Source organism: Acidimicrobiia bacterium, from assembly GCA_035948415.1.
GTDB lineage: Bacteria > Actinomycetota > Acidimicrobiia > IMCC26256 > PALSA-555 > PALSA-555.
Genome location: DASZJD010000083.1, coordinates 1 through 18733 on the forward strand (window position 1 = coordinate 1; position 18733 = coordinate 18733).

At 73.2% G+C, this 18733-nt stretch carries 19 protein-coding genes; 4 read left to right on the plus strand and 15 right to left on the minus strand.

Annotated elements, in window-relative coordinates:
* Positions 1-338: 338 nt before the first annotated feature.
* The 3 genes from VG869_11445 to VG869_11455 form a co-directional block, all read right to left on the minus strand.
* Positions 339-3128, minus strand: a complete 2790-nt coding sequence (locus VG869_11445) for a vitamin B12-dependent ribonucleotide reductase (protein HEV3451804.1) — start codon at positions 3126-3128, stop codon at positions 339-341.
* Between the two features lie 164 nt (positions 3129-3292).
* Positions 3293-3775, minus strand: a complete 483-nt coding sequence (gene nrdR / locus VG869_11450; GenBank protein ID HEV3451805.1) for a transcriptional regulator NrdR — start codon at positions 3773-3775, stop codon at positions 3293-3295.
* Between the two features lie 50 nt (positions 3776-3825).
* Positions 3826-4215, minus strand: a complete 390-nt coding sequence (locus tag VG869_11455) for a hypothetical protein (protein HEV3451806.1) — start codon at positions 4213-4215, stop codon at positions 3826-3828.
* A gap of 189 nt (positions 4216-4404) precedes the next feature.
* Here VG869_11455 and lexA point away from each other — a divergent pair, with 189 nt between their 5' ends.
* Positions 4405-5031: a transcriptional repressor LexA gene (gene lexA / locus VG869_11460; protein HEV3451807.1), complete on the plus strand. Its 627-nt coding sequence runs from the start codon at positions 4405-4407 to the stop codon at positions 5029-5031.
* 15 nt (positions 5032-5046) lie between these two features.
* On the opposite strand, the gene VG869_11465 is transcribed toward lexA, so the two are convergent.
* The 6 genes from VG869_11465 to miaB all read right to left on the minus strand — a co-directional run bounded on the left by VG869_11465 (position 5047) and on the right by miaB (position 11592).
* A complete protein-coding gene (locus tag VG869_11465; protein ID HEV3451808.1) occupies positions 5047-5874 on the minus strand; it encodes a 2,3,4,5-tetrahydropyridine-2,6-dicarboxylate N-succinyltransferase in 828 nt (275 codons plus the stop codon).
* 104 nt (positions 5875-5978) lie between these two features.
* Positions 5979-7136, minus strand: a complete 1158-nt coding sequence (gene dapC / locus VG869_11470; protein ID HEV3451809.1) for a succinyldiaminopimelate transaminase — start codon at positions 7134-7136, stop codon at positions 5979-5981.
* Between the two features lie 28 nt (positions 7137-7164).
* On the minus strand, positions 7165-8469 hold the full coding sequence (gene hflX, locus VG869_11475) for a GTPase HflX (protein HEV3451810.1): 1305 nt from the start codon (positions 8467-8469) through the stop codon (positions 7165-7167).
* Positions 8466-9305, minus strand: coding sequence for a diaminopimelate epimerase (gene dapF / locus VG869_11480; GenBank protein ID HEV3451811.1), 840 nt, complete (start codon positions 9303-9305; stop codon positions 8466-8468). Before dapF ends, hflX begins: the two co-directional genes overlap by 4 nt.
* Positions 9302-10246, minus strand: coding sequence for a tRNA (adenosine(37)-N6)-dimethylallyltransferase MiaA (miaA, locus tag VG869_11485; protein ID HEV3451812.1), 945 nt, complete (start codon positions 10244-10246; stop codon positions 9302-9304). Before miaA ends, dapF begins: the two co-directional genes overlap by 4 nt.
* On the minus strand, positions 10243-11592 hold the full coding sequence (miaB, locus tag VG869_11490; protein ID HEV3451813.1) for a tRNA (N6-isopentenyl adenosine(37)-C2)-methylthiotransferase MiaB: 1350 nt from the start codon (positions 11590-11592) through the stop codon (positions 10243-10245). The genes miaA and miaB overlap by 4 nt, the downstream gene beginning before the upstream one ends.
* 43 nt (positions 11593-11635) lie before the next feature.
* On the opposite strand from miaB, the gene VG869_11495 reads away from it, so the two are divergent.
* Positions 11636-12358 carry a sulfite exporter TauE/SafE family protein gene (locus tag VG869_11495; GenBank protein HEV3451814.1) on the plus strand — a complete coding sequence of 241 codons (723 nt, stop codon included), beginning with the start codon at positions 11636-11638 and terminating at the stop codon, positions 12356-12358.
* Between the two features lie 51 nt (positions 12359-12409).
* On the plus strand, positions 12410-12553 hold the full coding sequence (locus VG869_11500) for a hypothetical protein (protein ID HEV3451815.1): 144 nt from the start codon (positions 12410-12412) through the stop codon (positions 12551-12553).
* Positions 12554-12588: 35 nt separating this feature from the next.
* Here the strand turns inward: VG869_11500 and recA are convergent, their stop codons facing one another.
* From recA to rimO, 5 genes are all read right to left on the minus strand, one after another.
* On the minus strand, positions 12589-13635 hold the full coding sequence (gene recA / locus VG869_11505) for a recombinase RecA (GenBank protein HEV3451816.1): 1047 nt from the start codon (positions 13633-13635) through the stop codon (positions 12589-12591).
* A gap of 139 nt (positions 13636-13774) precedes the next feature.
* Positions 13775-14332 (minus strand): RNA 2',3'-cyclic phosphodiesterase, encoded by a 558-nt coding sequence (thpR, locus tag VG869_11510; GenBank protein ID HEV3451817.1) that lies wholly within the window; start codon positions 14330-14332, stop codon positions 13775-13777.
* The gene (locus VG869_11515) at positions 14329-15573 is read right to left on the minus strand and encodes a competence/damage-inducible protein A (protein ID HEV3451818.1); all 1245 of its coding nucleotides are present in this window, start codon (positions 15571-15573) and stop codon (positions 14329-14331) included. The genes thpR and VG869_11515 overlap by 4 nt, the downstream gene beginning before the upstream one ends.
* Positions 15574-15623: 50 nt before the next feature.
* On the minus strand, positions 15624-16292 hold the full coding sequence (locus tag VG869_11520) for a CDP-alcohol phosphatidyltransferase family protein (GenBank protein ID HEV3451819.1): 669 nt from the start codon (positions 16290-16292) through the stop codon (positions 15624-15626).
* Positions 16289-17608 (minus strand): 30S ribosomal protein S12 methylthiotransferase RimO, encoded by a 1320-nt coding sequence (gene rimO / locus VG869_11525; GenBank protein HEV3451820.1) that lies wholly within the window; start codon positions 17606-17608, stop codon positions 16289-16291. The genes VG869_11520 and rimO overlap by 4 nt, the downstream gene beginning before the upstream one ends.
* A 37-nt stretch (positions 17609-17645) precedes the next feature.
* On the opposite strand from rimO, the gene VG869_11530 reads away from it, so the two are divergent.
* A complete protein-coding gene (locus tag VG869_11530) occupies positions 17646-18098 on the plus strand; it encodes a hypothetical protein (GenBank protein HEV3451821.1) in 453 nt (150 codons plus the stop codon).
* Between the two features lie 139 nt (positions 18099-18237).
* On the opposite strand, the gene VG869_11535 is transcribed toward VG869_11530, so the two are convergent.
* On the minus strand, positions 18238-18733 hold a 496-nt coding region (locus VG869_11535; GenBank protein ID HEV3451822.1), incomplete at its 5' end, for an ATP/GTP-binding protein.

Here is an 18733-nt window from a genome sequence, read left to right on the forward strand (position 1 = left end):
TGCTCGCCACCTCAGAGCGCATTTGAGAATGCTCCACGACATGATGCGGTCGAAGCATTCTCAAATGCGCTCTGAGGTGGCGAGCAGGCACCAGCGTCCGTTACGGCAAGAGCACGCGACGGGCGTAAATCCGATGAGCGCGCGTGGCTATTACAGCAATGGGCTCGCCGTCGACTTCCGAGCCCGCTTGGCGGGCGGTCGGATCACGGCTCCGTTCCAAGGCTGATCAGCCCGTGGCGCTCCTCGTCGAGGTTGTGCGCAATGTGTCGGGCGTGGTGTCGCCGTGCTCCAGGCTCAACGGCAACGTCATCGAGCTTGGCGGCACGGCTCGATTCAGATTACGAGCACCCGCTGGTCGCCCCGCAGCTCGGGCAGGCGTGGCACGACCCGGCTCGCTGCATGATGTCGCCGCAGACGTAGCAGAGCACCACCTCGGCCTCGATCGGTGCCGCGGCCTCTCGCTGACGGCTTGCGTCGCGGGCCGCGGCCCCGGGCGCCCGATCCTCGGGTGGCAGCAGGTCGTGGGCGGGCTGACTCGGGGTGGTCGCCTCTTCGACCCCGGGGAGGGTCGGCTGCAGCCGCTCGTTGACGGTGAAGATCCCGAGGTCGGTGCGCTCCTCGACGGTGAGGTATTCGACGGCGAGACGGCGGAAGATGTAGTCGACCAGGCTCGTCGCGAACCGGATGTCCGGGTCGTCGGTCATCCCCGCCGGCTCGAAGCGCATGTTCGTGAACTTCTCGACGAAGGCACGGAGCGGCACGCCGTACTGCAGCCCGAGGCTGACCGAGATCGCGAACGCGTCCATGATGCCGGACAGGGTCGAGCCCTGCTTGGCCACCTTCAGGAAGACCTCGCCTGGGCGCCCGTCCTCGAACTCCCCTACGGTCGCATAGCCGTGGCAGTCGGCCACGCGGAAGGAGAACGTCTTCGAGACGCGGGTGCGCGGAAGCTTCTGACGGACCGGCCGCTGCACGATGACGTGCTCGACCACCCGCTCGACGTGCTGCGTCAGGGCGTTCGGGCTCGAGCCGCCGTCGGCGGAAGCGGTCTTCGTCTGCGTGGCGAGGGGCTGCCCCACCTTGCAGTTGTCCCGGTACAGGGCGATCGCCTTGAGGCCGAGCTTCCACGAGTCGAGGTAGAGCTGCTCGACCTCCTCGACCGTCGCCGCCTCGGGCATGTTGGCGGTCTTCGAGATCGCACCGCTGATGAACGGCTGCACCGCCGCCATCATCTTCACGTGACCCATGTAGTGGATGGCGTTGTCGCCCATCGAGCAGGCGAAGACGGGCAGGTGCTCGGGCTTCAGGCCCGGGGCATCGACGACGGACTTCTGGTTGTCGATGTGCTCGACGATCGCCGCCGCCTGCTCGTCGGTATAGCCGAGCGTGGCGAGCGCCCGCGGGACGGTCTGGTTGACGATGAACATCGTGCCGCCACCGACCAGCTTCTTCGCCTTCATGAGCGCAAGATCGGGCTCGATGCCGGTCGTGTCGCAGTCCATGGCCAAGGCGATGGTGCCGGTCGGGGCGATGACGCTGGCTTGTGAGTTCCGCACGCCGTGCTGCTCAGCCGTCTCGACCGCATCGTCCCAGGCGCGCTGCGCCGCGCTCAGGAGGTCGGGAGGCACGCGCTCCTCGTCGATCTTGGCGACCTCGGACCGGTGCATGCGGAGCACGTCGACCATCGGCTCGGCGTTCTCGGCGTACCCGGCGAAGGGACCCATCCGACCCGCGGTTCGTGCGCTCGTGGCGTACGCGTGCCCGGTCATGAGCGCGGTGATCGCCGCCGACCAGGCTCGCCCGTCGTCGGAGTCGTACGGCAGGCCCTGCGCCATGAGCAGCGCGCCGAGGTTCGCGTAGCCGAGCCCGAGCTGGCGGAAGCGTCGGCTGGTCTCGGCGATCTTCTCGGTCGGGTAGTCGGCGTTGCCGACGAGGATCTCCTGGGCCGTGAAGACGACCTCCACCGTGTGGCGGAAGCCCTCGGTGTCGAAGCTCCCGTCCTCGTTGAGATAGCGAAGGAGGTTGATGCTGGCGAGGTTGCAGGCCGAATCGTCCAGGCTCATGTACTCGGAGCAGGGGTTGCTGGCGTTGATCCGGCCCGTATTCGGAACGGTGTGCCAGCGGTTGATCGTCGTGTCGAACTGCATCCCGGGATCGGCGCACTCCCAGGCCGCCTCGGCGATCTGCCGCATCAGCTCGCGGGCCTTCACCGTCTTGACCGTGGCCCCGGTCGTGACGGCGCGCAGCTCCCAGTCGCCGTCTTCCTCGACCGCCCGCATGAACTCGTCGGTCACTCGCACGGAGTTGTTCGCGTTCTGGTACTGGATCGAGTGGGCGTCGATGCCGTCGAGGTCCATGTCGAACCCCGCGTCGCGCAAGGCACGGGCCTTGTGCTCCTCGCGCGCCTTGCACCAGACGAACTCCTCGATGTCAGGATGGTCGGCGTTCAGGACGACCATCTTGGCGGCTCGACGCGTCTTGCCCCCCGACTTGATGGTGCCGGCCGACGCGTCCGCACCGCGCATGAAGCTCACCGGTCCGCTCGCGGTCCCGCCCCCGGCGAGGTTCTCACTCGAGGACCGGATGCGTGACAGGTTGATCCCAGAGCCGGATCCGCCCTTGAAGATGATGCCTTCCTCCCGGTACCAGTTGAGGATGGCGTCCATCGTGTCCTCGACGGCGAGGATGAAGCACGCACTCGCCTGATTCGGAACTCCGTCGACACCGATGTTGAACCACACCGGGCTGTTGAACGCCGCGTGCTGGTGCAGCACGATGTACTTCAGCTCGTTGCGGAACGCCGCGCCTTCGTGATCGTCGACGAAGTAGCCGTCGCGCATGCCCCAGGCGGTGATCGTGTCGACGATGCGGTCGATCACCTGCTGGAGCGACGACTCGCGCTCGTCGGTGCCGAGCGTCCCGCGAAAGTACTTCTGGGCGACGATGTTCGTGGCGTTCTGCGACCAGGCGACTGGGAACTCGACGTCGGGCTGGAAGAAGGCGTCGGTGCCGTCCTTGAAGTTCTGGATCCGCGCCTCTCGGCGCTCCCACTCGACGCTGTCGTACGGGTGCTCACCCGACCGGGTGAAGTGCCGGCGGATGCCGATCCCGATCTGCTCCGGCGCCATCGCCATGGTCTGTCGACCTCCCCCTCGGTCACTCCCGCCCTCGTGGCGGTCGGTCCGAGGCCTCGACCCACAATATCTTGTGGTCAGGCAGGCCCCGAACACGAGATGCGGCGTGAATTACACCACTGGAACTACAGCCCGTCAACGCCAAATTTGACCCGGATTCAGTGGGCCTGGGCGCGGCCCCGCTTGGGTTCCGTGGTCTTGCGGAGCTCGATGACCGCTCGCTCGAAGTCGGCCGGCGATTCGAAGCCTTGGTAGACCGAGGCGAACCGCAGGTAGGAGACCGGGTCCAGGGCCCGGAGCCGCTCGAGCACGCCCAGCCCCAGCCGCTCGCTGGCGACCTCGGCTCCGCCGGCGCGAGCCTCCTCCTCGATCTCGGCCGCCAGCGCCTCGACGGCGCTGGCGTCGATGAGGCTGCCGGCGATCGCCCGCTCGATGCCCTGCGCGAGCTTGGCCCGCTCGAACGGCTCCCGGTGCCCCGACCGCTTGACGACCATGAGCGGCAGCTCGACCACCCGCTCCTGGGTCGTGAAGCGTCGCCCGCAGACCAGGCACTCGCGCCGCCGCCGGACCGCGGCGGCGTCGTCGGCCGAGCGCGAGTCGACGACCTTGTCGTCGTCGGCCTGGCAGAAGGGGCAGCGCATCTGCTCACGGTAACCCCGCCACCTGTCTGGCGTTCGCCGGTCGCTCGGCCTCAGCGCGCCCACGCGAGCGTCTCGCCCGGGACGAGGGGCCCGGCGCCGTGGGCGGCGGCGAGCTCGTCGACGATCGGACGCGGGTCCTCGCCGGGGGCGAGTCGCTCCGCGATGCCCCAGAGGGTGTCGCCGGGGCGCACCACGATGGTCGTAGTCGAAGCGGTCGGGCGGCGCTCGGGAGCTGCGAGGGGAGAGCCCCCGAGCGCGCCACCCGCCTGCCCCGCCACGACCACGACGCCCAGCGCCAGCACCGCGGCCACGATGCGTCGACGCCGGAAGGTCGTGGGGGACGTCCGACGGCCGCGTCGGGGGGCGAGGCGCGGCGAGGCCGGGCCGCTCGCAGGGAGCGCCCGCACTCGGAACCCGGGGACGGTCGTGACGGCGGCCATGCCTGCTGTGCTGCTCCTCCTGTCGTGGCGAGCCCGAGCACACCACGGGGGTGTGACACCGGCCCGGGCGGCGGGCCTCAAGGGCCTCGAACGCCTGTTCGCACATTGAACCCCGAACGCCTGTTCGTCGTCAAGGCCGGGTTCGAACGAGTGTTTGCCCCGAACGCATGCTCGTGTTAGCGTTCTGGGATGAGCGAGCTGACGCCACGGCAGCGCCAAGTCCTCGAGTTCATCGACGAGGAGGTCCGCCGGCGCGGGTACCCGCCCAGCGTGCGGGAGATCGGCGAGGCGGTGGGCCTGTCCTCGAGCTCGACCGTGCACGCGCACCTGGCCGCGCTCCAGGACAAGGGCTACCTCCGTCGTGACCCCACGAAGCCGCGTGCCCTCGAGCTCCACTTCGAGTCCGGCTCCGGCGCAGCGCTCGAGCGTCGCCCGGTCCGCCACGTGCCGCTCGTCGGCGACGTGGCCGCGGGGGTCGGCGTCCTCGCCGAGGAAAACATCGACGAGACGATCCCGATGCCCGAGGACTTCACCGGGGCGGGTCAGCTCTTCATGCTGCGCGTCCGCGGGGAGTCGATGGTCGAGGCCGGGATCCTCGACGGCGACTACGTGGTCGTCCGCCAGCAGCCGACCGCCGAGCCCGGTGAGATCGTGGTCGCCGGCATCCCGGGTGAGGAGGCGACGGTCAAGACCTTCGTGCGGCGACGGGGCAAGATCGTGCTCCGGCCCGAGAATCCCGCCCTCGAGGACCTCGTCTACAGCCCCGACGAGGTCACGATCTACGGCAAGGTGGTCTCGCTCCTGCGCCGGCTCTGAGCCGCCGGTGGTGATTCAGGTGGCGACCCCGTGGTCGCGCAGGATCTCGTTCAGGCGGGCCTTCTCGTGGCGCTCGCCCTCGCCGAGACGCTTCACGATCAGCACGCACGGCAACCCGTACTCGCCACCGGGGAACCGGCGTGGGCGCGTCGCGTTCACGGCGACGCACCAGTCCGGGACCACGCCTCGGCTGAGCTCCGCCCCGGTCTCGGCGTCGATGACCGGGATGGAGCCGGTGAGGATGCAGCCCGCACCGAGGACGACGCCGGACCCCACCCGGGCGCCGTCAGCCACGATGCACCGGCTCCCGACGAGCGTGTCGTCGCCCACGAAGACCGGCGCCGATTGAGGGGGCTCCAACACGCCCCCGATCCCCACGCCGCCCGAGAGGTGGACGCGGGCGCCGATCTGGGCGCAGGAGCCGACCGTGGCCCACGTGTCGACCATCGTCGACTCGCCGACCCGAGCGCCGATGTTCACGTAGCTCGGCATGAGCACGGCTCCGCGCGCGACGAACGAGCCCCAACGGGCGGACCCGCCCGGGACCACGCGGACCCCCGCCTGCTCGTAGTCGTGCTTCAGCGGAATCTTGTCGGCGTACTCGAATGGGCCGAGCTCGAGGGTCTCCATCTTCGACAGTCGGAACAGGAGCAGGATCGCCTGCTTCAGCCATTCGTGCACGACCACCTGGTCGCCGACGAGCTCGGCCACCCTGGCCTCACCGGTGTCGAGGAGGTCGATGGCCGACCGCACCGCCTCGCGCGCGTCGGACTCCGGCATGACGGCGGTCAGGTTGTCTCGGTGCTCCCAGAGCTCGCGGATCTGGGCCTCGAGGCCGTCCATCTACCGAACCCTACTGGTCGTCCACGCTCCGGCCGCGGGTGATCACGGACACGGCGCGCCCGCAGGTCGGCGCGACCGGCTCGGGGAGTGCCCCGTCGCGCACCTCAGCGGTCGCGCGCCGCGAGGCGCTCGACCATGTCGTCGACCTGGGCGTCAGTGACGGTGAGGGCCAGCCGGGCCTGCGCCGCGCCGGCGTCCCCGTACAGGTCTCCGGGCGCGACCAGGATCCCGAGCGCGGCGAGGGCGGCGCCGAGCCGCCAGCCGTCTCGGCTCGCGTCTTCGAGCCAGAGGTAGAACGTGGACGGCCCGCCGACGTGCTCGACGCCCCCGCGCGCCAGCGCCGGCACCATCTGGTCCCGCCGAGCCGCGTAGCGCGCACGCTGCTCCTCGACGTGCTCGTCGTCAGCGAGCGCCGCGGCCGCGGCCGCCTGCACCGGGCCTGGCACCATCAGCCCGGCGTGCTTGCGGACCTCACCGAGGTAGCCCACGAGGTCCGCGTCCCCGGCCACGAAGCCGGCCCGCAGCCCGGCCATGTTCGAGCGCTTCGAGAGCGAGTGGACGGCGAGCACGCGCTCGGAGCCGGAGGCGAGGGCCGTCACCGGCCGGGCCGCCCGGCCCCGGTCGTCGTAGGTGAACTCGGCGTAGCACTCGTCGCTCGCCACGGTGATGCCCCGGTCTCGGGCCCACGCCACCGCGGCGTCGAGCTCCGCCGCCGTCGCGGCGGCCCCGGTGGGGTTCGCGGGGTCGTTCAACCACAGCAGGAGCGCGCGCGCCGCGTCGGCCGCGTCGACGGCGGCCAGGTCGAGCCGCCACCGCGCGTCGACGGGGACGGGGACGGCCCGCAGCCCGGCGAGGGTCGCGCCCATCGCGTAGGTGGGGTACGAGACGCCGGGGTACAGGACCGTGTCCCGCCCGGGCTCGCGCAGGGCCAGCCAGCGCGGCAGCGACGCCACGAGCTCCTTCGTGCCCACGCAGGCGCACACGGCGCTCGGGTCGACGCGGACGCCGAACCGGCGGTCGAGCCAGTCCGTGGCGGCCCGGCGGTACTGCGGCGTCCCGACCGTCGGTGGGTAGCCGCGCGCCGCGCCCATCGCCTCGTCGAGCGCCCGCCGCGCCACGTCGGGCAGCGGGTCGACCGGCGTGCCCACCGAGCAGTCGATGAGCCCGCCGGGCGCGTTTTCGGCGATGCCGCGCAACGCATCCAGCCGGTCGTGCGGGTACGGCGGCGGGACGAAGCCGGTCGATGCAACCGAGCGCGCCACGATCGCAGGCTACCGCCGGCCTCGGTCCTCAGCCGGTGACGAACTCCCGGTAGCGGCCGATGTCGAACTCGTCGATCCGCGCCCGCACCCGGGTGCCGACGTCGACGTGCACCTCGATCAGGACCTCGCCGTCGCGGTGCAGCGCCGCCAGCACGTCGCCCCGCTCGTACGGGACCATGAACTCGACGACCGTGGTGAGGGCCCGGAGGCGGCCCGCGACGGCGTCGAGCAACTTCTCGACGCCCTCGCCGGTCCGAGCCGAGACGGCCAGCGCCGACTCGCCGACGCCGAGCTCGCGCAGGCGGCCCGGCTCGGCGACGTCCGCCTTGTTCACCACCAGCAGCTCGGGGTGGCCACCGGCGCCGATCTCCCCGAGCACGAGGCGGACCGCCTCCACCTCGGCGGCGGCGTCCCCCGCGGCGCCGTCCACGACGTGCACGATCAGGTCGGCGGCCGTCACGACCTCCAGAGTGGACCGGAACGCCTCGACGAGCTCGTGGGGCAGCCGGCGGACGAACCCGACGGTGTCGGAGCAGAGGACGGTCTCGCCGCCGGGCAGCCGCAGCCGCCGCGTGGTCGGGTCGAGGGTCGAGAAGAGGCGGTCCTCGACCCGCACGTCCGAGTCGGTGAGGCGGTTCAGGAGCGTGGACTTGCCGGCGTTCGTGTACCCGACCAGGGTCACGGTCGGGAGCCCGTGCCGCCGCCTCGCCTTGCGCTGGGTCGCCCGCGTCCGGCCCAGCCGCTCGAGGTCGCGCTCGAGCTTCGTGACCCGACGCTGGATGCGTCGACGGTCGACCTCGAGCTGGGTCTCGCCGGGGCCGCGGGTGCCGATGCCGCCGCCCTGCTGGCTCAGCGTGATGCCGCGCCCGCGGAGGCGGGGCAGGCGATAGCGAAGCTGCGCCAGCTCGACCTGGACCATGCCCTCCTGGCTCGTCGCGTGCTGGGCGAAGATGTCGAGGATCAGCGCGACGCGATCGACGACGTCCCGCCCGAGCCGCTGCTCGAGGTTCCGCTGCTGGGCCGGCGTCAGCTCGTCGTCGAACACGACCACGTCGATGTCGAGCGCGTCGGCGGTGCGGCGGAGCTCCTCGGCCTTGCCGGGGCCGACGTAGGTCGCAGGGTCGGGCCGGTCCCGGCGCTGGAGCACGGTCTCGACCGGGTCGGCGCCGGCGGTGTCAGCGAGCCGCGCCAGCTCGGCGAGCGAGTCCTCGGCCTCGGCCGCGGTGCGGGAGCCGACGCCGGTGCCGACCAGCAACGCCCGCTGCTGCGGGACCTCGAGGTCGACCTCGGTCGCGGTCAGCCGACGGCGGGCCCGCCCCTCGCGAGCGGTCACGGCCCTCCCCCGCCCTCGTCGGCGAGGTCGACGTCGAAGACGTGCACGACCGGGCCGCCGAGCCGGACCGTCTCCCCGAGCTCGACGCGCAGCTCGCCGCCCGGGACCTCGACCGTGACCTCGGGGCCGACGAGGCCGCGGCGGTGCGCCACCGCGGCGGCGGCGCAGGCGCCGGTGCCGCACGACAGCGTCTCCCCCACCCCTCGCTCCCACACGCGCATGCCCAGACGGTCGGGGCCGGCGAGCGTGACGAACTCCACGTTCGTGCCGTGCGGGAACCGCGGGTCGTGCTCCAGGTGGGGCCCGTGCTGGGTGACGCGCGCCCGTTCGAGGTCGTCGACGAGCAGCACGAGGTGCGGGTTGCCGATGCCGGCGGCGTCACCGTGGTACGTGACGCCGTGGTACGTCGCCTCGAGGTCGAGCGCGCTCGGCCCGTCGAATGGGATCGACGCCGGCTCGAAGGTGACGCGCCCCATGTCGACGCTGGCGGCGAGCAGGCGGCCCGTCACCGGGTCGCGCTCGAGGTCCATCGACCGCCGGCCGGAGTCGGTGTCGACCACGAGCCGGTCGTCGCCGACCCATCCCCGCTCGACCGCGACCCACGCCAGGCAGCGGATCCCGTTGCCGGTCATCTCGGCGCGGCCGCCGTCGGCGTTGTAGACGGTCATCGTGGCGTCGCCGCCGTCGTGGCCGCGGCCCAGGGCGAGGAGCCCGTCGGCGCCGACGCCGCGATGACGGTCGCAGAGCCGCGCCACGGCCTCCGGGTCGGGCCCGGGAGCGTCGACGACGAGGAAGTCGTTGCCGGTCGCCTGGAGCTTCGAGAGGTGCACGCTCACGCCCTCCAGGCTGCCAGGAGGGCCGGCCCGGCGAGGCACCGATTGCCGTCGGTGCCGAACCAGGTGACGCGCGGGTCCCGCCGGAACCACATCCGCTGCCGACGGGCGAACGACCGGGTCCGACGCGTGATCGCGTCGAAGACCTCGGCGTCCGGCTCCGCGCCCGCCTCGAGCGCGTCGGCGACCTCCTGGTACCCGATCGCCGGCCGGGCGGTCCGCCCGAGGCCCGGCCCCGCCAGCGCGCTTCGGACCTCCTCCACGAGCCCGGCCGCTCGCATCGCCGCGACGCGACCGGCGATCCGGGCCGCCAGCCGATCCCGCGGGAGCCACAGGCCGGCCAGGCTCACGGGGAACGCGGTGGGGCCGAACGAGGCCACGCCGGGCCCGAACGACGAGAACGGGCGCCCGGTGACGGCGAGGACCTCGAGCGCGCGCACGATCCGCCGGGCGTTGTGCGGGTCGATCCGCCGGGCCGCCACCGAATCGCGCGCCTCGAGCTCGTGGTAGGCGGCGGCGACCCCGCCGGGCTCGGCCGTCCGAGCCTCGAGCTCGGTGCGCACGGCCAGGTCCTCGCCCGGGAGCCGGAGGTCGTCCACGACCGCCTGCACGTACAGGCCGGTGCCGCCGACGAGCAGCGCCCGGTGCCCGCGCGCCTCGATGGCCCGCACGGCGTCGCGGCCGACCGACTGGGTGCGGGCCACCGACCACTCCTGGTCCGGGTCGACGACGTCGACGAGGTGGTGCGGCACGGCCTCCCGGGCCGTGACGTCCGGCTTCGCCGTCCCGACGTCGAGGGTCCGGTAGACCTGCATCGAGTCCAGCGAGACGATCTCGACGTCACCGAGCGCGCACGCCAGCTCTATCGCCAGGGCCGACTTGCCCGACGCCGTGGGCCCGACCAGCGCCAGGTGTGTGCGTGCGGACGTCGAGGCTCCGCTCAGGCTGCCGCGACCGGGATGCGCGCCCGGGGCTCACCCGCGAGCCAGTGCGGCGCCGCCTCCGTGATCCGCACGGAGGCGTAGGACCCGGGCTCGAAGCCCGCACCGGCGGGCGCGTGGACGAGCTTGCCCTGGCGGGTCCGCCCGGTGCAGCGGGCGGGGTCCCGCTTCGACGGCCCCTCGACGAGGATCTCCTCGGTGCGGCCCACCCGCGACCGGTTCCGGGCCAGCGCGTGCCGCTCGACCGCGGCGGTGAGCCGGTCCATGCGCTCGGCCGTGACCGGCGCCGGCACGAAGTCCAGACCCCGCTCGGCCGCGGGCGTCCCCGGTCGGGGCGAGAACACGAAGGTGTACGCGGCGTCGTACTCGGCGGCCTCCACGACGTCCAGGGTGGCCTGGAAGTCGGCGTCGGTCTCGCCGGGAAAGCCGACGATGATGTCCGTGGTGACGGCCAGGTCGGGGATCGCGGCTCGCGCCGCGGCGAGCCGCGTCAGGTACCGCTCGGCGGTGTAGCCCCGGTGCATGCGCGCCAGCGTGCGGTCGCTGCCCGACTGGAGCGGGAGGTGGAGCTGCTCGCAGACCGCGTCGCACTCCGCCATCGCCGCGATGGTCTCGGGGCGGAGGTCCTTCGGGTGCGGCGAGGTGAACCGGATGCGACGGATCCCATCGACGCCGTCGACGGTTCGGAGCAGGTCGGCGAAGCGGGGCCGGTACTGCCCCGCTCCGAGGTCCCGGCCGTAGGAGTTGACGTTCTGGCCGAGCAGGGTGACCTCGCTGACGCCGGTGGCCGCGAGGCTCTCGACCTCGTGGACGACGTCGCCGAGACGGCGGCTGACCTCGGGGCCGCGCACGATCGGCACGATGCAGAACGTGCACGAGTTGTCGCAGCCGATCTGGATGGTGACCCAGGCCGAGTGGCGCGAGCGGCGCTCGGCGGGCAGCTCCGACGGGTCGGCGGCGTGCTCGTCCAGGATCTCCACGACGGGGCCGTGGGCCCGGGCCTGCTGGAGGAGGTCGGGGGCCCGAGCGAGGTTGTGGGTGCCGAACACGACGTCGACGTGCGGGGCGCGGTCGAGGACCCGGCCGCGGTCCTTCTGGGCCAGGCAGCCGCCGACCACGATCTGGACCTCGGGCCGCCGCTCCTTCAGGGCCTTGAGGTGGCCGAGGTGGCCGTAGAGCTTGTTGTCGGCGTTCTCCCGGATGCAGCAGGTGTTGAGGACGATGACGTCGGCGTCCTCGGGCCGGTCGGTGGCCTCCAGGCCGCCCGCGGCCAGCATGCCGGCGAGCCGCTCGGAGTCGTGCTCGTTCATCTGGCACCCGAAGGTGCGGACGTGGAACCGGCGGGGCATGGCCGCCGAAGTCTATGGGGCCGGTCTGCCAGGATCACCCGGCGTGCACGTCAGCATCGGAGCGTTCGTGGTGGCGGCCTCGGCCGTGGCGGTCGGGTCGACCGTGCAAGGCTCGGTCGGCTTCGGTCTCAACCTGCTCTCGGCCCCGTTCGTCGCCATCGTCGTGCCCGAGGCCCTCCCGGCCACGCTCGTGCTGCTCGCCTTCCCACTGGCGGTGGCGGTCGTCCGCCGTGAGCACCACCGCGTCGACGGGGAGGCGCTGCCGTGGATGCTGGTCGGCGCCGTGCCCGGCACCGTGCTCGGGCTCCTGATCGTCGGCCACATCGACGCGCCCGACCTGGCCATCGTGGTCGGCGGGATCACCCTGATCGGGGTGACGCTCAGCATCGTCTCGCCGCCGCTGGCGGTGACGCCGGGCACGTCGGCGGTCGCCGGGTTCGTCTCGAACCTGTTCGGGACCGCCTCGTCGGTGGGCGGGCCGCCGGTCGCGCTGCTCTTCCAGCACCGGCCGGGCCCGGTGGCCCGCTCCACGCTGGGCGGGTTCTTCGCCACCAGCGCCGCCCTCTCGCTGATCGGCTACGTCGTCATCGGCGTCGTGAGCCTCGACCAGCTGCGGTTCGCGCTCGAGCTGGCGCCGTTCATGGTGGGCGGCCTCTGGGCCAGCCGTCACGTGCACCCGCTCGTCGACGCCGGCTGGCTCCGACCGGGTGTGCTGGCGCTCTCCGGGGTCGCCGGCGCGGTCGCCATCCTGCGCGCGGTGCTGTAGCGAGGCTCCGCGGGTCATGGCCGACGCACCCGCGAGCGGCACACTGGCGGGATGGGATGGGCCCTCGGAGGGTTCGCGAAGGCGCTGGCCTGGTTCTTCAGCGCCGTCGGCCAAACGGCCCTGAATGTCTGGGATCGGCTGACCCACCACGCGTCGCGGGAGGCGCGACGGGCGGTCGAGGACGACTCGACTTAGGACACGGCGTTCGCCAACGGTTTCGCCGATCCGCCCTAGGAGTCGACCTCGACGTCGTCTCGTTCCTCGGCGGGCGCCTCGGTCAGGTCGACGGTCGTGTCGTCGAGGCCGACCGCGGCTCGCACCTTCTCGCTGATCTCGACCATCATGTCGAGGTTCTCGGCGAGGAACTGCTTGGCGTTCTCTCGGCCTTGGCCGAGCTGCTCACCCTCGTAGGTGAACCAGGCGCCCGACTTCTTCACGATCCCGAGGTCGACGCCGACGTCGAGCAGCGACCCTTCGCGGCTGATCCCCCGGCCGTACATGATGTCGAACTCGGCCTGCTTGAACGGGGCGCTGACCTTGTTCTTCACCACCTTGACCCGAGTCCGGTTGCCGACCGCCTCGGCGCCGTCCTTGATCGACTCGACGCGGCGGATGTCGAGACGGACCGACGAGTAGAACTTCAGCGCCCGGCCTCCCGGCGTCGTCTCCGGGCTGCCGAACATGACCCCGATCTTCTCGCGCAGCTGGTTGATGAACACGCAGATCGTGCGCGAGCGGTTGAGGTTGGCGGTCAGCTTGCGCAGCGCCTGGCTCATGAGCCGGGCCTGGAGGCCGACGTGGGCGTCGCCCATCTCGCCCTCGATCTCGGCCCGGGGCACGAGGGCGGCCACCGAGTCGATCACGATCACGTCGAGGGCGCTGGAGCGGATGAGCATGTCGGCGATCTCGAGGCCCTGCTCCCCCGTGTCGGGCTGGGAGATGTAGAGGTCGTCGACGTTGACGCCGATGGCGGCGGCGTACGTCGGGTCCATGGCGTGCTCGGCGTCGATGTACGCGCACACGCCGCCGTTCCGCTGGGCCTCGGCGACGACGTGCATGGCGAGCGTCGACTTCCCCGACGCCTCGGGGCCGAAGATCTCGACCACCCGCCCGCGGGGCAGGCCGCCGATGCCGAGGGCGAGGTCGAGGGCGAGCGCGCCGGTGGAGATCGCCTCGACGCCCACGTTGCCGCGCTCGCCGAGGCGCATGATCGCGCCCTTCCCGTACTGCTTCTCGATCTGACCGACGGCCATCTCGAGCGCCTGCTGTCGTTCCACCGTCGCCTCCTCGCCTGCTGCCGTTCGGTGTGCTCGGAACTTGTACGCCTGGGGTGCGACGCGCCCACGCGGGCGGAGCCTAACCCTGCGATTACAGGCGTGTAATTCCGCCTCAGGCTAGGCGAACAGGCGTTCGGGATCAAGCACCGAGCGGTCGGCGGGCCCACACGGTGTGGACGGCGCCGTCCGGGCGGGTGTCGCTGGCGACGAGGGCCACCTCGTCGACCGTCCAGGCGGGGCCGATCGCCGGTGCCTCCAGTGCCTCGACGAGGGGGGCCACCGAGCGGGGGCGGGCGGCCCGGGCGACGGTCAGGTGCGGGTGGTACGGCCGCTCCTCGGGCTGGTGCCCGAGCTCGGCCGTGGCCCGTTGCACCGCCCCGGCCAGCGTCGCCAGCGGCGCCGGATCGTCGACGCCGACCCAGAGGACCGCGGCTCGCCGCGCCGACGGGAAGGCGCCGGCGCCCGCGAGCCGAGAGGTGAACGGTGGCAGCGCCGCCACCGCGGACCCAACCACGTCCCTGAGCGCCTCGGCGTCGCCGACGGCGCCGAGGAACTGGAGGGTGAGGTGCCACTGGCCTCGGGGCGCCCACCGCAGGCCGGGCCGGTCGGCGGCCAGGGGCTCGAGCCGCGCCGCGAGGGCGTCGAGCACGGGCGGGGACGGGCCGACGGCCAGGAACGCCCGGGCCAGGCGGGTCACGGGAGGGCGTCGAGCCGCAGCCGCAGCAGGTTCAGGAGGGTGATCGTCGCGAACTGCCGGACCCGGAACCGGTCGCCGGGCAGCCGGGCCTCCACCGCCTCCGGCGGCGCGCCGGGGACCGCCAGCCCGAACCAGACGGTGCCGACCGGCTGGCCGTCGAGCGGCGTGGGCCCGGCCACCCCGGTGGCGGCGATGCCGACGTCGGCGTCGAGGACCCGCTGCGCGCCGAGGGCCATCTCCTCGGCGGCGGCTCGGCTCACGACGTGGTCGGCGGTCACGCCCAGCACCGAGCGCTTCACGTCGGTCGCGTACGAGGCGACCGAGCCCCGGAAGACGGCGCTGGCGCCGGGCACGTCGGCGAGCCGGGCCCCGACGAGCCCGCCGGTGAGCGACTCGGCCACGCCGAGGGTCCAGCCGCGCGCCTCGAGCCGCGACAGGACGGCGTGCTCCATGGTCTCGTCGTCGACGGCGAAGACGAGGTCGCCGAGCACGCGGCGCAGCTCGCGCTCCTCGGGCTCGATGAGCGCGCTCGCCTCGCGGTCGGTCGCGGCCTTGGCCGTGATCCGCACGTAGAGGCCCTCGATGCCGCGGGCCAAGAACGCGATCGTCGGGTTGGACTGGGCGTCGACGCGATCGGCGATCATCTCGGCCAGCCCGGACTCCGAGGTCCCCCACGTCTTCAGGCTGCGGGACACGATGACGGCTCGCTCCCCCGACCGCGCCAGCAGGTCCGGCAGCACGTGGTCGGTCACCATCTGCTGCATCTCGTAGGGGACGCCCGGGACGGCGTAGACGACCTTCGTGGCGCCGTCGATCACGACCTCGCCGCGCAGCCCCGGGGCGGTGCCGATCGGGTTCGGGATGACGTCCCCGCCGACCGGGACGTCGGCCTGCCGGAGGTTGTTCTCGGGCATGTCGCGGCCGCGCGCGCCGAACATGCCGGCGATGTGGTCCACGAGCTCCGGGCGCCGCTCGAGCCGGGCGCCCATCACCGCCGCGATCGCCTCGCGGGTGACGTCGTCGGGGGTCGGGCCGAGCCCGCCGCAGACGATGACGGCGTCGGCGCCGCCGAGCAGGTCGCGGAGCGCGGCGACCATCCGGCCCAGGTTGTCCCCCACCTTGCGGTGCTCGAAGGTGTCGATGCCGGCCGCGGCGAGCTGCTCGCCGATCCAGGCGCTGTTCGTGTCGACGATCTGGCCGAGCAGGAGCTCGGTGCCGACGGCGAGGACGTCGCATCGCACGGGGGTATTCGAGCACGCGGCCGGTGCGACGAGGCCGAGGCCCGGCCGGGTCAGCCCGCCGCGGCCCCGCTCGCTCCCTCCGGCTCGGGGTGTCCGACCGGGGCGCCGCCGGCCCGTTCGGCGTCCGGCGACGGCGCCGGTGGGCCCTGCCGCGCCGCCAGCACGAGGTCGACGGCGGAGAGGAGCGAGAGGGCCACCGCCAGCCACAGGACGCCGTTCCAGAGGTGGTGGAGGTGCCGCGCCGGCGGGAAGAGCACCAGGCCCACGACGAGGAACTGGGCCGTGGCCTTCCACTTGCCGAGCCGCCGGGCGGGCACGGACACGCCGCGCCGTCCGGCGAGGGAGCGCCAGGCTGACACCGCGACCTCGCGCCCCACGATGATGAGGATCGGGAGCCAGGCCAGGTCGTCGCGCACGGCGAGGGCGGCCAGGCCGGCGCAGACCAGGATCTTGTCGGCGAGGGGGTCGAGGAAGGCCCCCGAGCGGGTGGCGCCGTCGCGTCGGGCCAGCCAGCCGTCGAGACCGTCGGTGAACCACAGCACGAGCCAGCCGGTGAACGTGCCCCAGCTGGTCTGGCCGTGGTGTCGCTGGTCGAGGATCAAGATCAGGACGGGGATGGCGAAGAGCAGCCGCACGAAGGTGACCACGTTGGCCGGCGTCTTGATCGCGGTCTCCCCGAACCGGCGGGCCCGCTCGGCCGGCGTCGGCGGCCGGTTCACCCCTGGACCTCGATCACGTCGGCGAGGACGTCGATCCCGAGCGCCTCCACGGCCTTCGCGCGCGCGAGCTGGCCGGGCCGGGCCGCGCCACCGCGCAGCTGGACCCGGCCGTCGATCTCGGGGGCCTCGCGGTGCGTGCGCCCGACGGGGTCGCCGGTCTCGCCGTCGGCGCCGTCGACGAGGACCTCGAGCTCGGCGCCCACGAGCTCGTCGCGGGCGGCGGCGGTGATCGGGGCCTGGACCTCGTCGCACTCGGCGAGCCACTCCCGGACGACCGGGTCGGGCACGCCGCCGTCCATCGTGGCCGCGGGGGTCCCGTCCTCGGGCGAGAACGGGAAGAAGCCGGCCCAGTCGAGCCGGCCGGCCTCGAGGAACGCCAGCAGCGACTCGTGCCCCGCCTCGGTCTCCCCGGGGAAGCCGACGATGAACGAGGAGCGGAACGCGGCCGTGGGCGCACGCGACCGGATGCGGTCGAGGAGGGCGAGGAAGCGCTCGCCGCTGCCCCAGCGGGCCATGCGGGCGAGCAGCGCCCGGTCGGCGTGCTGCAGCGACAGGTCGAAGTACGGCACCGCGGTGGGCGTGTCGAGGATGGCGTCGAGGAGCGCGCCGCGCACCTCGCTCGGATACAGGTAGAGGAGGCGGAGCCGCAGCAGGCCGTGCGGCGCCAGCTCGCGGTCGAGGCGCCGGAGCAGCGGCGCCAGGGCGCCGGGGTCGCCGGCGTCGCGCCCGTACCACGCGACGTCCTGGGCCACGAGGACGAGCTCGGCGGCGCCGGCCTCCACGAGGCCTCGGCACTCGGCGACGACCGCGTCGGGCGACCGGGAGCGCTGGCGACCTCGGAACGACGGGATGGCGCAGAACCGGCACGTCCGGTCGCAGCCCTCGGCCACCTTCACGTACGCCCACGGCGCCGTCGGCGCGGCGCGGGGCAGCTCGAGCAGGTCCCGGACGCCGCGTGGCGGACGCCGGGGCGCGTCGAGCGCGACCGCGGCCAGGTCGGCCTCGCCCGCGAACCCGACGACGGCGTCGACCTCGGGCAGCGCGGCCGCCAGCTCCGGGCCCGCCCGCTCGGCGAGGCACCCGGTGACGACGAGGCGGGCCCCGCGCCGCCGGGTGTCGGCGAGGGCGAGGATGGTGTCGATCGATTCGCGGCGGGCCGCGTCCACGAACGCGCACGTGTTCACGACCACGAGCTCGGCCTGGTCCGGACCCGGGGCCGGCTCGAGGCCGTCGGCGAGGAGCGACGCCCGCACCTTGTCGGAATCGACGGCGTTCTTCGGGCAGCCGAGGGTCTGCACCCAGAACCGGTCAGCCACGACCGACGATGCTATCGGCGCGCGACACTGCGCCTCGGTGGCTGCGACAGCGGGCTGGTGGTGTCCCTCGTGCGGCGAGCCCTCCGAGGCCGGCGGGACGTGCCGCGTGTGCCGGGTCGCGCTGGTGTCGACGCCGTCCGGCGGCGCGACCACCGGCGACGACGATCTCGTCGAGCTCGGCGCCTGGCCCCGGCTCACGGCGCAGATCCTCCGGGCGCGCCTCGAGACGGCCGGCATCGACGTGCTCGCGGCGTGGTCGGACGACCGCGGCCCGGCCACCCTCGCCACCCTCGCGGTCCGGGCGGCCGACGCCGAGTTCGCGCGCGCCGTCGTGCACGAGATCGAGGTCGACGACGAGGTGCCCGACACGTCGCCGTTCGCCTACGTGAACCGGATCGAGGAGCACCTGTCGGTGGTGGGCGAGCTGCTCGAGGAGCTCCGCTCCCGGCTCGACGAGCTCGACGGCGACGGCGACGGCGGCGAGCCGTAACGCCGGGGCCGGGCGCGGAGTCTCACCCGCCGGTCGGCGGCGCCGAGCGACGACGCCGGCGCCCGCTGACGGCCGGCGGCCCCGCCGGGCTCCCAGGGGGAGAGCCCCGGCGGGGCGCCGCCGCCGTCCCCGCCCGGACTCAGGCCGCGCCCGACACCCGTCGCAACGCGGCCTCGATGAGCAGCACCAGCGTCTCCTGCACGTGGGTGCGGCGACGGGCGTCGCAGAGCACCACGGGGACGTTGGCTGGGACCGACAGCGCCTCGCGCACCTCGCGGGGATGGTGGGTGGCGACGCCGTCGAAGAGGTTCACGGCGACGACGAACGGCAGGCCGAGGTGCTCGAAGTAGTCGACGGCCGCGAAGCACTCCTGGAGCCGGCGGGTGTCGACGAGCACCACCGCGCCGACGGCGCCGCGCACCAGCTCGTCCCACAGGAACCAGAACCGGTCCTGGCCCGGGGTGCCGAAGAGGTACAGCACCATCTCCTCGTCGATGGTGATGCGGCCGAAGTCCATCGCCACCGTCGTGCCGCGCTTGGTGCCCGCGACGGGTCCCGGGTGGTCGAGGCCGAGGCTCTCGACGGTCATCTCGGCCTCGGTGCGCAGCGGCTCGATCTCCGAGATGGCGCCGACG